General features: G+C 64.7%; 13 protein-coding genes. 4 read left to right on the top strand and 9 right to left on the bottom strand.

Going from position 1 to position 18893, the window contains the following annotated elements; translation table 11 throughout:
• Positions 1-334 precede the first annotated feature (334 nt).
• Positions 335-2491, bottom strand: coding sequence for a Tex family protein (locus tag GPA_RS14140; RefSeq protein ID WP_015540288.1), 2157 nt, complete (start codon positions 2489-2491; stop codon positions 335-337).
• Positions 2492-2532: 41 nt separating this feature from the next.
• Complete coding sequence (locus GPA_RS14145; protein WP_015540289.1) at positions 2533-2916, bottom strand: winged helix-turn-helix transcriptional regulator; 384 nt, start codon at positions 2914-2916, stop codon at positions 2533-2535.
• 117 nt (positions 2917-3033) lie between these two features.
• Between GPA_RS14145 and GPA_RS14150 the strand changes: the two genes are divergently transcribed.
• Together GPA_RS14150 and GPA_RS14155 are read left to right on the top strand one after the other, a co-directional pair.
• A complete protein-coding gene (locus tag GPA_RS14150) occupies positions 3034-3384 on the top strand; it encodes a TIGR04076 family protein (protein WP_015540290.1) in 351 nt (116 codons plus the stop codon).
• Between the two features lie 290 nt (positions 3385-3674).
• Entirely contained in the window at positions 3675-4016 is a 342-nt protein-coding gene (locus GPA_RS14155; protein WP_015540292.1) for an arsenate reductase family protein, read from the top strand.
• A gap of 89 nt (positions 4017-4105) precedes the next feature.
• Here the strand turns inward: GPA_RS14155 and GPA_RS14160 are convergent, their stop codons facing one another.
• From GPA_RS14160 to GPA_RS14175, 4 genes are read right to left on the bottom strand one after another with little or no spacing between them, the layout of a single operon-like run.
• Positions 4106-5962: an ABC transporter substrate-binding protein gene (locus GPA_RS14160; RefSeq protein WP_015540293.1), complete on the bottom strand. Its 1857-nt coding sequence runs from the start codon at positions 5960-5962 to the stop codon at positions 4106-4108.
• 12 nt (positions 5963-5974) lie between these two features.
• Positions 5975-8104, bottom strand: coding sequence for an ATP-binding response regulator (locus GPA_RS14165; RefSeq protein ID WP_041239702.1), 2130 nt, complete (start codon positions 8102-8104; stop codon positions 5975-5977).
• A complete protein-coding gene (locus GPA_RS14170) occupies positions 8101-10194 on the bottom strand; it encodes a bifunctional diguanylate cyclase/phosphohydrolase (RefSeq protein WP_015540294.1) in 2094 nt (697 codons plus the stop codon). The genes GPA_RS14165 and GPA_RS14170 overlap by 4 nt, the downstream gene beginning before the upstream one ends.
• Complete coding sequence (locus GPA_RS14175) at positions 10191-10559, bottom strand: Hpt domain-containing protein (RefSeq protein ID WP_015540295.1); 369 nt, start codon at positions 10557-10559, stop codon at positions 10191-10193. Before GPA_RS14175 ends, GPA_RS14170 begins: the two co-directional genes overlap by 4 nt.
• Positions 10560-10866: 307 nt before the next feature.
• Between GPA_RS14175 and GPA_RS14180 the strand changes: the two genes are divergently transcribed.
• On the top strand, positions 10867-12822 hold the full coding sequence (locus GPA_RS14180; RefSeq protein ID WP_015540296.1) for a fructose-bisphosphatase class III: 1956 nt from the start codon (positions 10867-10869) through the stop codon (positions 12820-12822).
• A 63-nt stretch (positions 12823-12885) separates the two neighbouring features.
• Here GPA_RS14180 and GPA_RS14185 read toward each other — a convergent pair whose 3' ends face one another.
• Positions 12886-15135, bottom strand: coding sequence for a response regulator (locus tag GPA_RS14185; protein WP_041239703.1), 2250 nt, complete (start codon positions 15133-15135; stop codon positions 12886-12888).
• Between the two features lie 452 nt (positions 15136-15587).
• Between GPA_RS14185 and GPA_RS16995 the strand changes: the two genes are divergently transcribed.
• Positions 15588-16424 (top strand): hypothetical protein, encoded by an 837-nt coding sequence (locus tag GPA_RS16995; RefSeq protein WP_015540298.1) that lies wholly within the window; start codon positions 15588-15590, stop codon positions 16422-16424.
• Positions 16425-16429: 5 nt separating this feature from the next.
• Here the strand turns inward: GPA_RS16995 and GPA_RS14195 are convergent, their stop codons facing one another.
• The gene (locus tag GPA_RS14195; protein WP_015540299.1) at positions 16430-18106 is read right to left on the bottom strand and encodes a SulP family inorganic anion transporter; all 1677 of its coding nucleotides are present in this window, start codon (positions 18104-18106) and stop codon (positions 16430-16432) included.
• 225 nt (positions 18107-18331) lie between these two features.
• The coding region (locus tag GPA_RS19530) for a GGDEF domain-containing protein (protein ID WP_167536684.1) at positions 18332-18893 on the bottom strand (562 nt) is incomplete at its 5' end.

Below are 18893 nucleotides of genomic sequence, written 5' to 3' on the forward strand. Positions count from 1 at the left end.
AAATCAGCGCGAAAAGCCGGATATCGGGCGTCGAGCGAGAGCTTTCGGACGCGAGATCCCGAGGTTCGGTAATATATCGGGAAAAAATTGCGAATCCATTACCGTAGTTTGAGATGCGACCTGCGGCGTGTCCTGAGAGGTTTCGTGTCAAGAAATCCAATGGCGAGGCCGGTTGAGCCGCTACGCTATTACTTAATCAACGGTTCCCTAGAAACAAGTGTGCCGGAGGACACCCCCCGGCGACTTGGAAGAAACACCTCTCGACGTCTCTCGTGCTTTTATGCCATGGATCGAGGATGGTGGCTAGACCTTCGCAGACTCCGCCATCGAGCAGTTACGCCTTCCCCTTCACCATGGAGAGCGAGATCTTGCCGCGGTCCTTGTCGACGGCGGTGACCCAGACGGTGACGGTGTCGCCCACGGCCACGACCTCGCTCGGGTGGCGCACGAAGCGATCGGCCAGCTTGGAGACGTGCACAAGGCCGTCCTGCTTCACGCCGATGTCCACGAACGCGCCGAAGTCCACCACGTTGCGCACGGTACCGGTGAGCTCCATGCCGGGCACGAGGTCGTCGAAGGAGCGGATGCCCTTGCTGAACACGACCTCCGGCGCGCTGTCGCGGGGGTCGCGGCCCGGCTTCTCCAGCTCGGCCACGATGTCGCGCAGGGTGGGCAGGCCCACGCCAAGCTCGGCCGCGAGGGCGGGCAGGTCGCCCAGGCGGCTCGCGATGTCGGGGACGCCGCCGCGTGCAAGCGCCTCCGGCTTCACCTTCGCGCGCTTCAGCAGCTCGCGCGCCACGGGGTAGCTCTCGGGGTGGACGCTCGTGGCGTCGAGCGGGTTCGCGCCGCCGGCCACGCGCAAAAAGCCCGCGCAGTTCTGGTAGGCCTTGGCGCCGAGCTTGGGTACCTTCTTGAGCTCGCGGCGGTCGGAGAACCTTCCGTGCTCCTCGCGGTAGGCCACGATGTTCCTCGCCACGGCGGTGTTCACGCCCGACACGTAGCCGAGCAGGCTCGCGCTGGCCGTGTTGAGGTCCACGCCCACGCGGTTCACGACGCGCTCCACCACGCCCGCGAGCGCGCGGCCGAGCTCCGCCTGGTTGAGGTCGTGCTGGTACTGGCCCACGCCGATGGACTGCGGCGGTATCTTCACCAGCTCCGCGAGCGGGTCCTGCAGGCGGCGGCCCAGGCTCATGGCGCCGCGCGTGGTGACGTCGAGGTCAGGGTACTCCTCGCTCGCCAGCTGGGAGGCGGAGTACACCGATGCGCCGGCCTCGTTCACGATGGTGTAGCGCAGGGGCGCGTCCGTCTTGGCAATGAGGTCGGCCACGACCTCCTCCGTCTCGCTGCTGCCCGTGCCGTTGCCGATGACGATGGTGTTGGCGCGGTGGCGCTCCACGTACTCGGCCAGCTTGTCCTGCGTCTTGCGCACCTCGCTGCGCGGCGGGGTGGGGTAGACGGTGGTGAAGTCGAGCAGCTTGCCGTACTCGTCGAGCACCGCCACTTTGCAGCCGGTGCGGTAGCCTGGGTCGATGGCGATGACGCGCGCGCCGCGCACGGGGCGCTGCGAAAGCAGGCTCTCGGTGTTCTTCGCGAACACCTTGATGGCGTCGGCTTCGGCGCGCTCGGTGAGCAGCACGCGCATCTCGCGGTCGAGGGAGGGGGCCACGAGGCGCTTGTAGCCGTCGGCCACGGCCTCGCGCAGCACGGGGGCGAAGGGGCTTGCCGGGTTCCTGACCACGCGGCGCTCGAGCTGCTCGATGGCGGCGTCCGCGTCCACGCGCACCTTCGCGCGCAGCTTGCCCTCCTTCTCGCCGCGGTTGACGGCGAGCACGCGGTGGTTGGGGATGCGCGAGAGCGGCTCGGAGAAGTCGTAGTACGCCTCGTAGACGGTCTTCTCCTGTGGGTCGACCGCCTCCACGGCCAGCGCGCCGGTGCGCAACGTGAACGCGCGCAGGGCCTCGGTGTGCTCGGCGTCGTCGGCGATGACCTCGGCCACGATGTCCTGCGCGCCCTGCAGCGCCGCCTCCGGCGTGGGGAAGCCGGCCTCGGCGTTCACGAGCCCGGCCGCCAGGGCGAGGGGGCTCTTGTCGCTGCGGCCCTGCGCCAGGATGAGCAGCGCAAGGGGCTCGAGGCCTGCGTCGCGTGCCTTCGACGCACGGGTGGCGCGCTTCTTCTTGAACGGCTTGTACAGGTCCTCCACGCGTTGCATGACCTCGGCCGCCTCGATCTTCGCGCGCAGCTCGGGTGTGAGCTTGCCTTGCTCGTCGATGGCGTGCAGCACCTCGGCCTTGCGGGCCTCGAGGTTGCGCAGGTAGGCGAGGCGCTCGTCGAAGGTGCGCAGCTGGGCGTCGTCCATGCCGCCGGTGGCCTCCTTGCGGTAGCGAGCGATGAACGGGATGGTGTTGCCCTCGTCGACAAGGGCGATAACGGCCGCGACCTGCGCCGCGGTCAGGCCGAGCTCGCGCGCGAGCGTGGTGTGGATGGATGACATGGGCGGTGCTCCTGTGTTCCGGATTGAAATCGGGTTTGTCATTATACGCGAAGGTCGGCGGAAGGCTCGTCGGGCGCGTCCGGCCCCGGCGCTCCGTGCTCCCGTCCCCATTCGCACATGGCCTCCATCAGGGGGTAGAGCGACTTCCCCTTCTCGGAGAGGCGGTACTCCACCTTCGGCGGGATCTGCGGGTACTCGGTGCGCACGATGAGGCCGTCGGCTTCCAGGTCCTTCAGCTGGCGGCTGAGCGTCTTGTCGGTGATGCGCCCGATCTTGCGCTTGAGCTCGTTGAACCGCATGGTCTCGCATTCCACGAGCCAGTACATGATGACGAGGCGCCACTTCCCGCCGATCATCGACAGCGTGTAGCCGAACGGCGTGTCGGCGAGCGACGAGAGGCTTCCCTCGTAGGGCTCCATGCTCATAGCGCTTCCCTTCAAGATAGTACCTGGTAAGAAAGACCGTACTTCCACAACGGCTTGCTCCGCATTATAACGGGATAAGGGAAGAGGGATGCCCGATGTTCGCGAAAGGAATGCGCCATGGCCATGAACAAGGTGAGGATCACCGTTTTGAAGACCACGCTCGACGAGGAGCTGGCCGAGGAGTACGGCGTCCCCGGGCTGCAAGCGTGCCCGATGATGCGCGCCGGCCAGGAGTTCTACGCCGACTACGCCAAGCCCGAGGGATTCTGCGACGAGGCGTGGAAGGCCGTCTACCAGTACGTGTTCGCGCTCGCCCACGGCGGCGACGGCTTCGCGTTTTACCACGACGACTGGATGCGCGAACCTGGATGCGCCATCGTCAGCTGCAACGACGGCCTGCGCCCCGTCATCATGAAGCTCGAGGCCACTGACCTGCCCGCCGAGCTGGGCTACGAGCCGGTGCGCTAGAGGCGTATCCTCAAGTACCCCATGTCCGCGAGCTGGTGGCCGTCCTCGACAAGCGCGAGCAGGTTGTCGCGGTGAAGGTACCGCTCGATCATGTCCACCGATTCGTCGGCGATGAGCAGCAGGTCGAGGTGCCGCGCTCTGTCGCTTTCGGGGATTTCGACGAGCTCCCTGTAGGGCTCCTCCTCGTGTCTTAGAATCGCAGGCGGGATAATCCCAAAGAGACCGTATAGCGGGCAGACGCGTCCGGGTTCCCGGCGCGCGATCGATAGAGCGAGCGGAAGGCGAGGGCGATGAACATCCAGGTGTTCGGCACCAAGAAGAGCTTCGACACGAAGAAAGCGCAGCGCTATTTCAAGGAGCGGCGCGTGAAGTTCCAGTTCATCGACCTGGCGGAGAAGGGGATGAGCAAGGGCGAGCTGGAATCGGTGCGCCGGGCGGTCGGCGGCATCGACGCGCTCGTCGACCCGAAGGCGAAGGACCAGGACACGGTGGCGCTGCTCGCCTACCTCTCGCCCGACCAGAAGTTCGACAAGCTGCTGGAAAACCAGCACGTGCTGGCCGAGCCCGTGGTGCGCAACGGCAAGCAGGCCACGGTGGGCTACGCGCCCGACGTGTGGAAAACCTGGGAGTAGCGTGACACCGTCCGCCGCCCCGCAGCGCACGGGGCCTCGGGGCCGCCCTGCAACCTGCGGGGCGGCCCCGGTTGGGGCAGGGGAGGCGGTTAAGCGGCGTCCTGTTCCCAGTTCAGCGTGATGCGTCCGTCCTTTGCGGGGGACACCTCGCCCGCATCGGCCAAGTACGCGGTCATGAGATCGGTGATGGTTCCCAGCTCGGAGTGCGCTTTCACCGTGGACGACACGTAGGATTCGTCCACCGTCCCGGCCCAGGCGGCAACGGTGTAGAGCTTGCCGTCGTCGATCTCGGTGCCGTCGGCCAGCGCCAGGCTCAGCACGTTGCTCGCCTCGTCGCGCCACGGCGCGTACTCTGCCTTCAGGCCGGAGAACGCGTACAGCGCGTTCACCTCCTCGCCGTTGAGCAGAGGGTGCTCCATGAGCTTCTTCAGGTTCGCGCCCGTAATCTCGTAGGTGGTCAGCGCGTCGTCTTTGGAGACGCTGCGCAGGTTGAACCGGTCGGGTATGTCGATGGTGCCCTGGTAGATCTTGCTCGAGTTGCCCTTGTAGTACGTGCCGTGCAAAAGCAGCGCCGCATCGGCGCCGGCGGCCTCGCGCATGACGTCGGCCATGAGCATGCTGGTCTCGAGTGCGGTGAAGTCCTCGGCGGCGGTCCCAATGGCCACGCTCGGTTCAGGCGCGGTGGGGTCGAGCGGCTCGAACTCGTCGGTGGCCGCGATGACCTCGTCCATGGTCATGTTCCCGCGCATCCAGTCGAAGGCCGTCTCGAAGTCGCTCGTCTGGCCGAACTGGTCGGCGAAGTACAGCTGGCCCTTGTCGAGACAGTTCTTGACGTCCCAGAACTCGCTGCGGATGTTCTCCTGGTATGTCTTGACGCCGCTGATGCCGGTGAAGCACTGGAACAGCACGTCCTGCCCCTCGTCGGTGCTCAGGTAGTCGACGATGTCCAGCAGGATCTGCTTCTTGTCCGGGTCGTCCATGGAGCGTTGCGGCGCGGCCAGGTTCGTGCCCGGCACCATCTGCATCCAGCGCTCGCCCGACGTGTCGGTGGGATAGCCGATGAAGTCTATCTCGCAGTCGGGGTTCTCCTCCTCGTAGAGGCCGTACATGCCCAGCTCGGCGGGGATCATGGCTATCTCGCCTGCGTACATGGCCTGGCGGTTCTTCGTGAGGCTCGAGGTGAAATCGCCCTCCACGACGATGCCGCGGTCGTACAGCTCCCTCAAAACGCTGTAGTACGGCTCCAGCAGGCCCTCGCACGAGGCCTCGCCCTTGACCACTGCTTCGTACTGGGCGCGTTTCTCGCTCGTGCCCAGCAGCTCGCGGTTCGTCAGGCCCAAGCCCACCTCCTGCACCGAGTACTTCAGGCAGGGGACGAAGGGGCGGATGCCCTCGGCGGAGATTTCCTCGCACAGCTTGAACAGCTCGTCGCGCGTGGCGGGAATCTCCCAGCCGTGCTCCTCGAAGAGCGTCTTGTTGTAGAAGATGCCCTTGACGGCGCTGTTGACGGGCAGCTGGCGCAGCGAGCCGTCGGCATCGAGCGCTTCGAGCGACGAGAGGTTGTAGCGGCTGGTGAAGCTTTCGGCGGAGAAGTCGTAGGCGTACTTGCTGTCGCCCATGCGCATGCCGCTGAATATGAGGTCGGGCAGGTCCTCGTGCTCGCCCTGCTTCTCAACGTAGGCCCTGACCGTGTTCGTTCCCGCCGCGTTGACCGAGGCTATTTGGATATGGGGGAACTTCTCCTCCAAGGCGGCTTTCAGCGGGGCGTCGTTGAAGACGGTGTAGCGGCCGAGGGTGATGAGCGTCTTGTTCGGATCAAGCGGCTCGTAGGTGACGATCTCGTTGTCGGGGCGGGTTTCCTGCTCGGCAGCGCTGGGCGAGCAGGCGGTGAGGCCCAGAAGCAAGGCTCCGGCCATCAGGCTGCTGATGATCTTCCGTACGTTCATTGTGCTCCCCTCTTATCGGTTGAAGTACCTGCGGAAAACCTTGTTTATGTCATCGAGGTCCAAGGGTTTCGTCAGATGGTCCTGCATGCCGTGGCGAAGCGAGTTCTCCACGTCCTCCTGGTAGGCGCCCGCCGAAAGCGCCACGATGGGCAGGGTCGCCCCGTCAGGGTGCTGGCTCGCGCGGATAGCCTCGGCCGCCTCGAGCCCGGTCATGACGGGCATCTGTATATCCATCAGCACCAGCGCGTACCAGCCTGCCTCCGAGGCCTCCACTTTCCGGACGGCCTCGGCGCCGTTGGAGGCCGTGTCGATCTGCACGCCCAGATCGGACAGGAGGTCCACGATGATCTCGCGGTTCATCTCGTTGTCCTCGGCCAGGAGCACCCGTTTGCCGCGGCAGAGTTCGAGCAGGTCCCTTTCATCCTGTTCGGCCTCGGGCTCCGCGGCGGGCAGGTAGATTCTCTCCAGCGGGAGGTAGACCGTGAAGGCCGATCCCCTGCCCGGCGTGCTGTCTACCGAAACCTCGCCGTCCATGAGCTCCACCAGGCTGTGCACGATGGCAAGCCCCAGCCCGCTGCCCACGTGGGAGGAGGTGAGCGACGACTGCTCCTGCTCGAAGGGTTCGAACAAGCGCTCCATGAACTCCTTGCTCATACCGGGGCCGGTGTCGCGCACGACGAGCTTTATGAGGGAGATCGACCCGTCTTGGGAGGCCTCCTCGCAGGTGAGCGTGACGGTGCCGCCTTCGGGCGTGAACTTGACGGCGTTCGAGACCAGGTTCACCAAGCATTGCCTGATCCTGGTTGCATCCCCGCAATAGTTCGCATGGGAGAGCGAGCGCAGCTCCTCGGCGAGCTCCACGCCCTTCGCCTCGGCGGGGCCGTTCTGCAGCGCGATGACGGAATCCAGCACCTCGTTCAGGTCGAACGGGTTGTGCGAGAGGGCCATCTTGCCGCTGTCCAGACGGTTCATGTCCAGCATGTCGCTGATAACCTCTATCAGGTACTCGCCCGACTTCTTCGACCGCTCCAGATGGATCGCCGCGGCCGGCGGGTCGTCGAGGGAGCGCAGAGCCAGCTCGTTCGACCCGACGATGGCGTTGAGCGGCGTGCGGATGTCGTGCGACATCTTGGTGAGAAAGTCGCTCTTGAGGCTGGCGCGGGCGCTTTCGAGTTTCGTCCTCTGGTTCTTGCTGGCCAGGTAGTGCAGCCAGAGGAACGAGAGCGCTCCCAAGGCGGCCGCGATGACGACCATCAACCCGATGACGTTGCGCATGCCCGCGAAGGTCTCTTGGGCGGTGACCGACACGGGGATGGCCATCACGATGTTGCGGCCCTCGTTGTCGGGGAACGTCTGCATGAGCCAGGTGTCGCCCCTCAAATCCACGAGGACCTGCTCCTCCGTGCAGGTGCGAAGCGCCGTCTGCAGCTTGTCCACCTGGGCGGGGTCCACGCCGTCGTTGGCGAGGATGTGCAGGAAGTTGTGGCTTTGGAAGTACTCGTTCGCCTGCGATTCCGAGGGGCGCAGCAGGATCACGCCGTTCGTGTCGACCACGTACGAGGCGCCCTGGCCGTTGAATACGGGCAGGATGGCCACATCGGCGTATTCCTGGGAGTCCACCACCTCCAGGAGCCCCGCCACCGGCGCCCCGTCGATGACGACGTTGCTGACGGGCGCGGCGAACGCCCAGAAATCGCCTTTGCCCTGCACCGTGCAGAACTCGGAATGCACCTCGGTCCAGGTGCTCAGGTCCTCGCTGAGCATGGAGCCGGATATGACGATGGCCTTTCCCTCCAGGGACAGGCACCGCCCGTCGTCCATCATCAGGTAGATGCCGCTCAAGTGGCTGAGCAGCTCGCTCACCTCGGACATCGTCGATGCGTTGGAGTGAGAGAGGAACTGTGCGGCGGTGGCGGTCTCGTCCTCGTGGAGTTCTTTCAGAAGGCTGAGTTTCCTCGAGACCAGGTCGCTGATCTGCTGCACGGACTCGACGCGCTCCTCGTGGATGGACTGGTTGAGGTCCGAGTAGGCGCGCACGAAAGCCCAGGTGCCCATCAGGAGGACAACCAGGAGGATCCCGCTCGTCACCTTGAGCCAGAAGGGCGCCTGCGTTTGCGCTATTCGCTTCGCCGTCGTCTTCACTGGCCGCACGCCTGGTCGGGCGATTGCTCCCCGGCTTCCTCGCTGGGTATCTCGGAGAGCACCGACAGCTGGCCGGCCATGGAGTCGTCGTACAGGCAGTAGCAGTTGCGGCCCCGCTGCTTGGCGGCGTACAGCGCCCGGTCCGCGCAGTGGAACAGCTCGTCGAACTGCATGCCGTCCTGCGGTGCGCGGGCAACGCCCATGCTGACGGTGATGGGGTGTCCCTTGCACGTGCACCGCAAAGAGCTGAAGATGCGCTCGACGGCCGGGGTGGAGTCAAGGGGCGATTCGATGAAGATGAGGAACTCGTCGCCGCCGATGCGGGCGGTGATGTCCACGTCGCGCACCGCGCCGAGCATGCGCCGGGCCGTCTCCTGCAAAAGCTCGTCGCCGAACAGGTGCCCGTAGTGATCGTTCGCATGCTTGAAGAAGTCGAGGTCGAAGAGCATGAGCGTGAAGCACATGCCGGACTCGGCCTCGTCCAAGGCCTCCTGCACGACCTTTCGGGCGGCTTTGCGATGGTACAGCCCCGTGAGCGCATCGGTGTTCGCCTGCTCTATGAGCCGATCCATCTTCAAACGCTCGTCGTGGACGTCGATGCATTTCCCGATGAACCCGGTGAAGATATCGGCGTCGTTGCCCAGCCAAAGGGGGCGGGCCAGGAACTTGTGCCAGCGGCGGGTGCCGTTCACGTTCAGCAGGTAATGCCCGCTCACCTTCGGATCCTTCGGGGATGCCGAGAGTATGAGGTTGCGCAGGCTCTCCATATCGCGGCGCACCATGACCCGCAGCAGCTCCGGGTTCCCGTTCGGGTTCTCGATGAAGCTGGGCAGGCCGAGCTGCGAGGCACCCCATTCCGAGAGCATGAGGGTGTCGGTGTGCGCGGTGTACTCGAACTGGATCTCCCGCGACAAGTCGGCGAAGAACTGGTACTTGATGCGCTCCTGCTCCAGAAGCGCCAGCGTGCGGTTGGACACGTTGCCGGACTGCATCATGGAGCGGGTGGCGTCGATCATCTCGTCTTTCGAGGCGTGGCCCAGCGACTTCAGCTTGAGCTCCTTTTCCAGCTGGGGGCCTATGTCGGCCAGGCACTGGAGGAGGAGCGGGTTGAACGCGCCGCACTCGCCGTCGAATATCATGCGCATGGACACCTCGTGCGGCAAGGCCTCCTTGTACACGCGCTTGTGCGTCAGGGCATCGTACACGTCGGCGAGCGCCACCACCTGCGCCTCGATGGGAATGTCATCGCCGACGAGGCCGTCGGGGTAGCCCTTGCCGTCGTAGCGCTCGTGGTGCCAGCGGCAGATGTCGCGCGCTACGCTGACCAGCTCCTCGTGCGGGTAGTAGCGGGTGCTCTCCAGGATGTTCGCGCCGGCCTCGCTGTGGGTCTTCATGATGAGCCACTCTTCCGGCGTGAGCTTGCCGGGCTTGTTCAAAATGCTCTCACTGATGGATATCTTGCCGATGTCGTGCAGCGCCGAGGCGTTGGCGATGAGGGGGATCCGGGGCTGGATGGCGCTGTACTGGTCGGAGATGCGGCAGAGCTGGGCGAGCAGCATCTTCGTGATGGAGCGGATGTTCAGCACGTGCATTCCGCTCTCCCCGTTGCGGAACTCCACGATGTGGCTGAGCACCTCCACCATGATCAGGTTGCTCTTTTCCTTGTCGAGCATCTGGTTGGTCACCATGTTCTCGAGCATCTTCTGCTTGGAGTACAGCAAGACGGTGTTGCCCACGCGGCGCTGCACCGCCTTGGGGTCGAAGGGCCGGCTGATGTACTCGGTGGCGCCCAGGTCGTAGGCGCTGTCGATGTAGGTGGAGGCGCTTTCGGCCGAGATGATGATGACGGGGATGCTCTCGAGCCATTTGTTCTTGCCCATGACGGCCAGCACTTCGAAGCCGTCCATCTCGGGCATGACGATGTCCAGCAGCATGAGGGATATCTCGTGCTCGTGCTCTTGGAGCATCGCGATGGCTTCGCGTCCGTTCTCGGCTTCCAAGACGTCGTATTCCTTGTAGAGGATGTCCGCCAGCATGGAGCGGTTCAGCTCGGAGTCGTCCACGATGAGGATCTGGCTGCGCTTCCTCATGCTTGGCCCCCTTCCACCCGGCTCGACAGCTTGTCGATGCAGGCTATCGTCTTCCCATATGCCCGCTCTGTCTCCTCCAGCAGGGGCGCGATGGTCTCGCTTGACGCCTTCGAGCGAAGGGCTTCGGTGAGCCTGGACGAGCTGTCAGTCAGCGGGGACAGGCCGAGGTTGAGTGCGGAGCCCTTGATGGTGTGGGCTGCGCGGAAGGCGGTGTCAACATCCCCTTCAAGGAGGGCTCGGCGCAGGATGTCCATGGAGTCGTCGCGTCGTAGAATGCCCAGGTACTTCCGAATGCGTTCGTCGCTGCCTATCCTTCGGATCGCCTCGGCGTAATCTGCGCCCATCTCCTCGTAGCAATGCTCCATCGTCGCCCCCGCTTTGTTATCCCCGTTTTTTGTTCCGTGTACCAGATCGTCAACCGAATAGCAACAGATACTTTACCCCATAAAGATATCCATGACATTGATAAACCGGATCAATTTCTCTTTTTTGCTCGGCTTGTGAGCTGGCAAGACGGCAAGGGTGCCCTCGCGCGCGACGATGGTGTGCGCGGAAATACGTGTCCGCCGATGTTTTGCATCCGGTCGTTCGGCGACCGCTCAATTCCGCGTCAAGCTGATATGATAGATAGTTACTTTGAACGGCGGTTATTTTTCCTCGAGGAGGATTTGCATGGACGCGATGGAAAAGCGCTACCTGGAACTGCTCTCGCGATCGTTTCCCACGGCTGCCAAGGCCTCGGCGGAGATCATCAACCTAAGCGCCATATTGAACCTGCCGAAGGGCACCGAGTTCTTCGCCTCGGACATCCACGGCGAGTACGAGGCGTTCTCGCACATCCTGCGCAACGGCTCGGGCTCCATCCGCCTCAAGATCGACGACGTGTTCGGCGACACGCTAAGCGATGCGGAGAAGCGCTCGCTCGCCACGCTCATCTACTACCCGCGCGAGAAGATGGAGCTTGAGCTGGCGGAAACCGACGACGCCCAGGCCTGGTACGAGGAGACGCTGCCGCGCCTCGTGGCCGTGTGCAAGCGCGCGGCGCAGAAGTACACGCGCTCGCGCGTGCGCAAGGCGCTGCCGGAGGACTTCGCCTACCTCATCGAGGAGCTCATGACGGAGGATCGCGACGGCGTGGACAAGCGGGCCTACTACGCGGCCATCATCGACGCCGTCATCCGCACGGACCGCGTGGGCGCGCTCATCGAGGCGCTGTGCCTGCTCGTCCAGCGCCTCGCCATCGATCATTTGCACATCGTCGGCGACATCTACGACCGCGGGCCGTACCCGGACGTCATCATGGACGCGCTCGCGGGCTACCATTCGCTCGACATCCAGTGGGGCAACCACGACATCGTGTGGATGGGCGCCGCGCTCGGCCAGCGCGGCTGCATCGCGCACGTGGTGCGCAACTGCGCGCGCTACGGTAACCTGTCCATCCTGGAGGACGCCTACGGCATCAACATCCTGCCGCTCGCGGCGTTCGCGACGAGCGCCTACGCCGACGACCCCTGCGTCGGCTTCGGCCTCAAGGGCAGCCCCGACCTGCCGCCGCAGGAGCTGGAGATGAACGTCAAGATCCAGAAGGCCATGGCCATCCTCCAGTTCAAGGTGGAGGCCCAGCTCATCGACGAGAACCCCGGCTTCGGCCTTGAGGATCGCAAACTACTGGACAAGATCGACTACGAGCGCGGCACGGTGATGCTCGACGGCGTGGAGTACGCGCTCACCGACACGGTGTTCCCCACGGTGGGCCCGGCCGACCCCTACCGCCTCACACCCGAGGAAGAGGAGGTCATGCAGCGCCTCGAGCAGGCGTTCACCGGCTGCGAGAAGCTGCAGCGCCACATGCACTTCTTCCTGGAGGCGGGCAGCCTGTACAAGGTGTACAACGGCAGCCTGCTCTTCCATGCGTGCGTTCCGCTCAACGCCGACGGCTCGCTCATGGAGACGGACGTGTTCGGCGAGAAGCTCAAGGGCCGGGCGCTCTACGACGTCATGGAGCGCTACGTGCGCGCGGCGTTCAACGACCCTGACCCCGCGATGCGCAAGCGCGGCCGCGACCTTCTGTGGTACATGTGGCTGGGGGAGGGCTCGCCCCTGTTCGCGAAGAGCAAGATGGCCACGTTCGAGTTGTACCTCATCGCCGAGAAGGAGGCGCGCAAGGAGGTCAAGAACCCGTTCTACACCTATCTCAACGACGAGCAGGTGATGGCGGGCATCTTCGAGGACTTCGGGCTGGACCCCGAGACGTCGCGCATCGTGTGCGGGCACGTGCCGGTGAAGGTGAAGGACGGCGAGGACCCGGTGAAGTGCGGCGGGCGCGTGCTCACCATAGACGGCGGCTTCTCGAAGGCCTACCAGCCCACCACCGGCATCGCCGGCTACACGCTGATATCGAACTCGTACGGCTTCGTGCTGGCGGCGCACGAGCCCTTGGAGTCCGCCCAGGCCGCCGTGGAGCGGGAGCTGGACATCCACTCGTCGCGCAGCGTGGTGGAGCAGCCGGACAAGCGCACGCTGGTGGCCGACACCGACACCGGCGCCGAGCTGAAGCGGCAGATCGCGGAGTTGGAGCGCTTGCTTAGGGCGTACCGCACCGGCGAGATTGCCGAGGGCGCCAACTAGAAGGCGGCAGCGCGGGCGTCGGCTGTCGGCGTGCCGGTCGGCACGACGCCTTGCGCCTGCCCCTTACGGCTTCGCCAGGTACTCCTCGAGGATGCGCTTGAGCTTTGCCAGGTCGATGGGCTTGGTCATGAAGCCGTCCATGCCGGCGGCGAGGGCGCGCTCGCGGTCCTCGTTGAAGGCGTTGGCCGTCATGGCCACGATGGGCACGGGCTTGCGCCCGCCTGTGCGCTCTTGCTCGCGTATGGCGCGGGTTGCCTCGACGCCGCCCATGACCGGCATCTGCATGTCCATGAACACGAGGTCGTAGTATCCCTCCGGGGTGTTCGCCATGGCGTTGACGGCCTTCTGCCCGTTGATCGCCTGGTCGACGTCGGCGCCCAGGCCCTGAATGAGCTCCGTGGCTATCTCGAGGTTCAGCAGGTTGTCCTCCACCACCAGCACGCGTCCCTCAAGGTGCACCTCGGTTGGGGGGCAAGGGTTCTCGGCGGGGCCGCTCGGGTGGGAGAAAAGCTTCAGCACGTGGTGAAGGCGCGATTTGAACAGGGGCTTCGATACAAAAGCCGATACGCCGGCAGCACGCGCCTCCTCTTCTATCTCGTGCCAATCGTAGGCGGTCAGCAGCACGATGGGCGTGGAGTCGCCCACTTCCGAGCGGATGCGGCGGATGGTCTCGATGCCGTCCATGCCCGGCATGACCCAGTCCACGATGATGAAGCGGTAGTCATGCCCCTCATGGTGAGCGCGTTCGACCAGCGGCACGGCATCGAAGCCCGACGAGGCCGCGTCGCCGCACAGGCCGAGCTCGTCCAGGATAAGCAGCGTGCCCTCGATCACGTCCGGATCGTCGTCCACCAACAGCACGCGAGCTTCCTCCAGGCCTTCGAGGGAGAAGTCCTCCTCCTCGTCGAGGGGCTGGAGGGGCACCGTCATGATGAAGGTGGACCCCTCGCCCGGGGTGCTTTCCACCTCGATGGAGCCTCCCATCATGTCCACGACGTTCTTCGTGATGGCCATGCCCAAACCGGTGCCCTCGATCCGCTTCGTGGCGTCGCTCTCCTCCCGCTCGAAGGGGTCGAACAGGCGCTCCAGGAATTCCGGCGACATGCCCAGGCCCGTGTCCTGCACCACGAAGCGGTAGTCGTGGCAGCCGGGCCTGTGCGACGGCCTCTCGCTCAACGAGAGGCGGATCGACCCGCCGTCGGGCGTGTACTTGACGGCGTTGCTCACCAGGTTGATGAGCGCTTGGTTCAGCCTCATGGCATCGCCCACCACGTTTTCCTGCTGAATGGTGCCCAAGGTGATGTCGAGCGACAGGTTCTTCGCCTTGGCCTGGGGCTGGGCGATGGCGATGACCCCGTTGACGAAGTCGGGGAAGCTGAAGCGGTCCTCGTTGAGGACGATCTTGCCGCTTTCTATCTTGCCCATGTCCAACACGTCGTTGATGAGGCTTAGAAGGTGCCGCGATGACGACTGGATGCGGTCGAGGCAGGCGGCCATGCGCTCGGGCTCGTGCAGGTGGGCCTTCGCGATGGTGGTGAGGCCGACGATGGCGTTCATGGGCGTGCGGATGTCGTGGGACATGTTGGAGAGGAACTGCGACTTCGCGGCGCTGGCGATTTGCGCGAGGGAGAGCGCTTCCCGCAGGTCGGCCTTGAGGCGGTCCTCCCGTTTGCGGTTGCGGTACATGAGCGCAAGGTACACTGCCAGCGACACGGCCACCCCTGCCATGAGCACCACCGCCCAGCCTACTGTTTGCCGCCCCCTGTCCGTTACCACGTTGTAGAGCTGCCCCACCGCCTCGGTCGACTCGTCCAAGATGCCCGAGTTTATACGCAGGAGGTCGTTCACGGCCGGATCGATGGTGTTGTTCACGAAGGCTGCAATCTGCTCGTCGGTTGCGCTGGCGTTGCGGCACAGGGCAACGTACTCCTTTTGCATGGTGTCGAGGGACTCGTAGCCTTGCTCCAGCTTGCGGGCGGCGTCGAGGTCGGCGTCGTGCGCGGCGGCTATGAAAGATATCTTCTCGTGCAAGTCGGCGTCGGCTGCGGCATAGGAGCGCTCGATGTCGTCGATAGCGCTTTCTGCACGTGCGAACAGCGGCCGGTCGGCAAGGGTTCGGCACTGCACGAGCAGCGTCTCCACGCGCCCTGCCGCCACGGACACGGGGTAGGGGCCGTTCTTGGTGCGGTCTACCTGGGAGCCTATGGTCATCATGTTGTTGATGGTTATTGCGAAGAGCAACGTCATCAATGAGGTCAGGATGATGGCGGTAAATCTGGACAGCCAGGTTGATGCGCTCGTGCTCTGCTTCATAACGTCGTCCCCTCTACGCGCGCGTTCAGGCGCGGAGGTGCGGCTCTCCGTGCTTGAAGGTCGATCACGTTATCATGATTGGCAAGGTGATAGACACATGGTAGCACGCGCACTGTTTCGACAGGGGCCTTGTGGGGGATTTCGCGCTCCGCCGCAGGCGAAACGGGGGCTGCGAGGGCGATTGACCCTCGGCGCTGCGAGGGCGCTCCCATAGAGCACAGGTTCTTGGCATCGGGGTGGGCAGAATACGGTAATGAATTCAGGAATTTTTCTCGATATTTTACCGATCTTTGCGGTTTCCCGCTCGAAATCCGCGATTTGACCGCCTGATGACCGGTTTCGGGTCGGAATTGCGCCTTCGGGAAGGATTTCGGCGCGTTTCTCGCCCGATACGGTAAAATATCGGAAATTTCTCTCGATTTTATTACCGTATTCCGAGAAAGGGGCGCGGTATGATCTTCCAGCAGCTTGAAAGCGCCCTCGCCCAGCTCCAGGAGGCGCGTGCGCGCTACGGGTTCGAGCTCGAGGAGATGCCCGACGGCAAGCTCGTCCATGTGAAGGCGGCCGACGGCGAGCGCTACTACGTTGAGGTGCGCGATGGCGAGCGCGCCGTGCGGCGCGGCATCACGCGGCGGCCGGAGCTCGTGGCGACCTACGCGCGCAAGGAGTACCTGCGCAAGGCCTTGGCCGTCATCGACCACGACGTGCGCACGCTCGAGCGCGCCGTGCGCCGCTACAGGCGCTTCGACCCCGAGGAAGTGGTGGGAAGCCTGTCCTCGGCTTACCGGGACCTGCCCCTCGACGCGTTCTACCATCCCCTTGTGGACATGGTGGCCCTCTCCCTCGACGCGACCGACGAGCAGCGCATCGCCTCCCATGCGCAATGGGGCATCCAGGAGCTCGAGCCGAGCGGCTACCTGTCCGAGGGCCGCACCCTGCGCACGTCGCGGGGCGAGCGCATGCGTTCGAAAGCCGGGGTCCTCATCGCCGAGACGCTCTACAGCTACGGGATCCCCTTCCGCTACGAGCAGGAGCTCCAGGTGGGCCACATGACCTTCCATCCCGACTTCACGTTCGAGGGCGCGGGCGGCAAGGAGTTCTACCTGGAATTCTGCGGTATGATGGACGACCCGGCCTACGTCGAGAGCCACAAGCGCAAGCGCAGTGCCTACGAGGCGGCGGGCATCGTGGAATGGCGCAACATCATCTACCTCTATGCGAGCGGGAACGATATGGACATGATGCGCGTCGACAGCGTCGTGCGCACCCTTGTCGTCCCCTGGCTTTGAGCCGCCTACGCCGCCTTCCTCTCCTCGCCCAGAAGCTCGCGCGCGTAGGCTATGGCATCGTCGATGTTGGCGCGGAAGTGGTCCTCGCCCACGAGGTCCACGAAGCCTGCGCGGCGCATGGTCTTCATCGGTTGCTCGTTCGCGTGCGAGAAGATGAGGCTGACGCCGTTCTCGCGGCAGTACTCGTAGAGGTTCTCGAGCGCGTTCATGCCCGTCGAGTCGAGCGAGGGCACGCCGCGCATGCGGATGATCAGGTACTTCGTGAACTCCTTGACCGAGATGTCGGAGATGCGGTCCGACATGCCGAAGAACATGGGGCCGTTGATCTCGTACACGCGCACGCTCGCGGGCAGCTCGCGCAGGTGCGTGACCTCCGAGTCCTCGTCGCAGTAGTACTTCCAGCCGCGCACCTCGGTCTCCTCGCTCACGGTCTTCATGAACAGGACGACCGTGATCAGCATGCCCACGCCTATGGCCACCACCAGGTCGAACACGACGGTGAGCGCGAAGGTGAGCAGCAGCGTGGCCACCGCGCCGCGCGAGGCCGTCCTGCACAGGTGCACGAAGTTGCGCCAGCCCGACATGTTGTAGGCCACGTGCAGCAGGATGGCCGCGATGGTGGGCATGGGGATGAGCGCGGCGTAGGGCATGAAGAACACCAGGACGGCGAGCAGCACGAGCGCGTGGGTCATGCCGGCCACGGGGGTGCGGCCGCCGTTCTTGACGTTCGCCGCGGTGCGGGCGATGGCGCCGGTGGCGGGGATGCCGCCGAACAGCGCCGAGCCGATGTTGCCCACGCCCTGCGCCACCAGCTCCATGTTGCTGCGGTGGTGCGAGCTGATCATGCTGTCGGCCACGACGCAGGACAGAAGCGACTCGATGGCCGCCAGGATGGCGATGGTGATGCCGTTCGGCAGCTGGTCGCTTAGCAGCTCAACGCTTAGCTGGGGAACGTGGAGCGCGGGCAGGCTGCTGCTGATGGTGTACAGGTCGCCGATGGTGCTTGCCTGCATGCCAAGGCCGCTCACCATGGCGACGCCCGCGACGAGCGCCACCAGTGACCCGGGGATGCGCGCGCTCACCTTGGGCCACACGAAGAGGATGGCCAGGCACACCGCGCCCACGGCGAGGGCCTGCCAGTTCGCCGTGCCGATGTTCTGGGCGACGGCCTGCAGCTTGTCCATGGTCTCGACGGTGGGGGTGCCGGCGGGGAATGCCAGGCCGGCGAAATCCTTCACCTGGCCGATGACGAGGGTCACGGCGATGCCCGCCGTGAAGCCCGTGGTGATGGTGTAGGGGACGAAGCGGATGAGGGACCCCAGCTTGAAGAAGCCCATCAGCATGAGCAGCACGCCGGCGATGATAGTGGCCGCGACCAGGCCGTCTACGCCGTCGGTTGCCACGATGCCCGCCACGATGGTGGCGAACGCCGCCGTGGGCCCCGAGATCTGCACGCGGCTGCCGCCGAGGAAGGCGATGAGGAACCCGGCGACGATGGCCGTGTAGAGCCCCTGCTCGGGGCTCACGCCCGACGCGATGGCGAGCGCGATGGACAGGGGCAGCGCCACCACGGCCACCATGACGCCCGACACGAGGTCCTTGGGCAGCTGCCGCTTGAGCTCTTCTTTGCTGGAGTGCTTGATGATGCTGAAAAGTATCGGTTTGATCTTGTCGCGTTGCATGTCCTGCTCTTCTGGTCATAGGTCCGCCCAGCGCGCGCGAAAAAGCGCTCCGTCCAGGTTGGAGGCCCGGACGGAGCGCGAGCGAATTCTATACGGTTGGATGCGGTGTGTACGGTCGTTTCGCACCCATTATACCGCTGGATAACAGGTAGGTTACAAAATGAGCAGAAATATAGACTTCGCCAAGAGGGGCGCCTACAGCAGCCTGGCGCGTCGCAGTCCTTCTCAGGGGGTCCTCGTGTAGGAGTAGTGGTCCTTGCTGCCCCTCTTGATGCGGTACATGGCCTGGTCGGCGCCGGTGAGCAGGCTGTCTTCGTCCTGGCTGTCGCGGGGGAACAGGCTCACGCCGATGCTCGCGGTCAGGTGGACGGTGACGTTCTCGTCCAGGGGGAAGGGCCTCCTTATCTCGCCAAGGATACGCTCGCAGGCTTGCTCCACCGCCTCGTCGTCCTCGATGTCGGGCAACAGCAGGACGAACTCGTCGCCGCCCATGCGGGACACGGTGTCGATGTTGCGCACGGATCGCCGCAGCCGCCTCGCCGACTCCTCGAGCACCGCGTCGCCCTTCTCGTGCCCGTAGGTGTCGTTCACTTCCTTGAACCCGTCCAGATCCAGGTAGAGCACCGCGAGCATCCTCTTGCCCGCTTCGGCCTCCCGCAGTGAGCGCGAGAATATCTGCTGGAACAGCCGGCGGTTGGGGAGTCCGGTCAGCGCGTCGTAGTTCGCCAGGTAGGCAAGCTTCTCCTCGGCCTCCCGGCGCACCTTGATCTCCTCGCGGAGCGCCTTG

Source organism: Gordonibacter pamelaeae 7-10-1-b, assembly GCF_000210055.1.
GTDB classification, from domain to species: Bacteria; Actinomycetota; Coriobacteriia; order Coriobacteriales; family Eggerthellaceae; genus Gordonibacter; species Gordonibacter pamelaeae.

What these genes read in the sequence shown, in the direction of transcription:
- GPA_RS14140 (WP_015540288.1), bottom strand. Translation starts at nt 2,491, where the DNA reads ATGTCATCCATCCACACCACGCTCGCGCGCGAGCTCGGCCTGACCGCG.
- GPA_RS14145 (WP_015540289.1), bottom strand. Translation starts at nt 2,916, where the DNA reads ATGAGCATGGAGCCCTACGAGGGAAGCCTCTCGTCGCTCGCCGACACG.
- GPA_RS14150 (WP_015540290.1), top strand. Translation starts at nt 3,034, where the DNA reads ATGGCCATGAACAAGGTGAGGATCACCGTTTTGAAGACCACGCTCGAC.
- GPA_RS14155 (WP_015540292.1), top strand. Translation starts at nt 3,675, where the DNA reads ATGAACATCCAGGTGTTCGGCACCAAGAAGAGCTTCGACACGAAGAAA.
- GPA_RS14160 (WP_015540293.1), bottom strand. Translation starts at nt 5,962, where the DNA reads ATGAACGTACGGAAGATCATCAGCAGCCTGATGGCCGGAGCCTTGCTT.
- GPA_RS14170 (WP_015540294.1), bottom strand. Translation starts at nt 10,194, where the DNA reads ATGAGGAAGCGCAGCCAGATCCTCATCGTGGACGACTCCGAGCTGAAC.
- GPA_RS14175 (WP_015540295.1), bottom strand. Translation starts at nt 10,559, where the DNA reads ATGGAGCATTGCTACGAGGAGATGGGCGCAGATTACGCCGAGGCGATC.
- GPA_RS14180 (WP_015540296.1), top strand. Translation starts at nt 10,867, where the DNA reads ATGGACGCGATGGAAAAGCGCTACCTGGAACTGCTCTCGCGATCGTTT.
- GPA_RS14185 (WP_041239703.1), bottom strand. Translation starts at nt 15,135, where the DNA reads ATGAAGCAGAGCACGAGCGCATCAACCTGGCTGTCCAGATTTACCGCC.
- GPA_RS16995 (WP_015540298.1), top strand. Translation starts at nt 15,588, where the DNA reads ATGATCTTCCAGCAGCTTGAAAGCGCCCTCGCCCAGCTCCAGGAGGCG.
- GPA_RS14195 (WP_015540299.1), bottom strand. Translation starts at nt 18,106, where the DNA reads ATGCAACGCGACAAGATCAAACCGATACTTTTCAGCATCATCAAGCAC.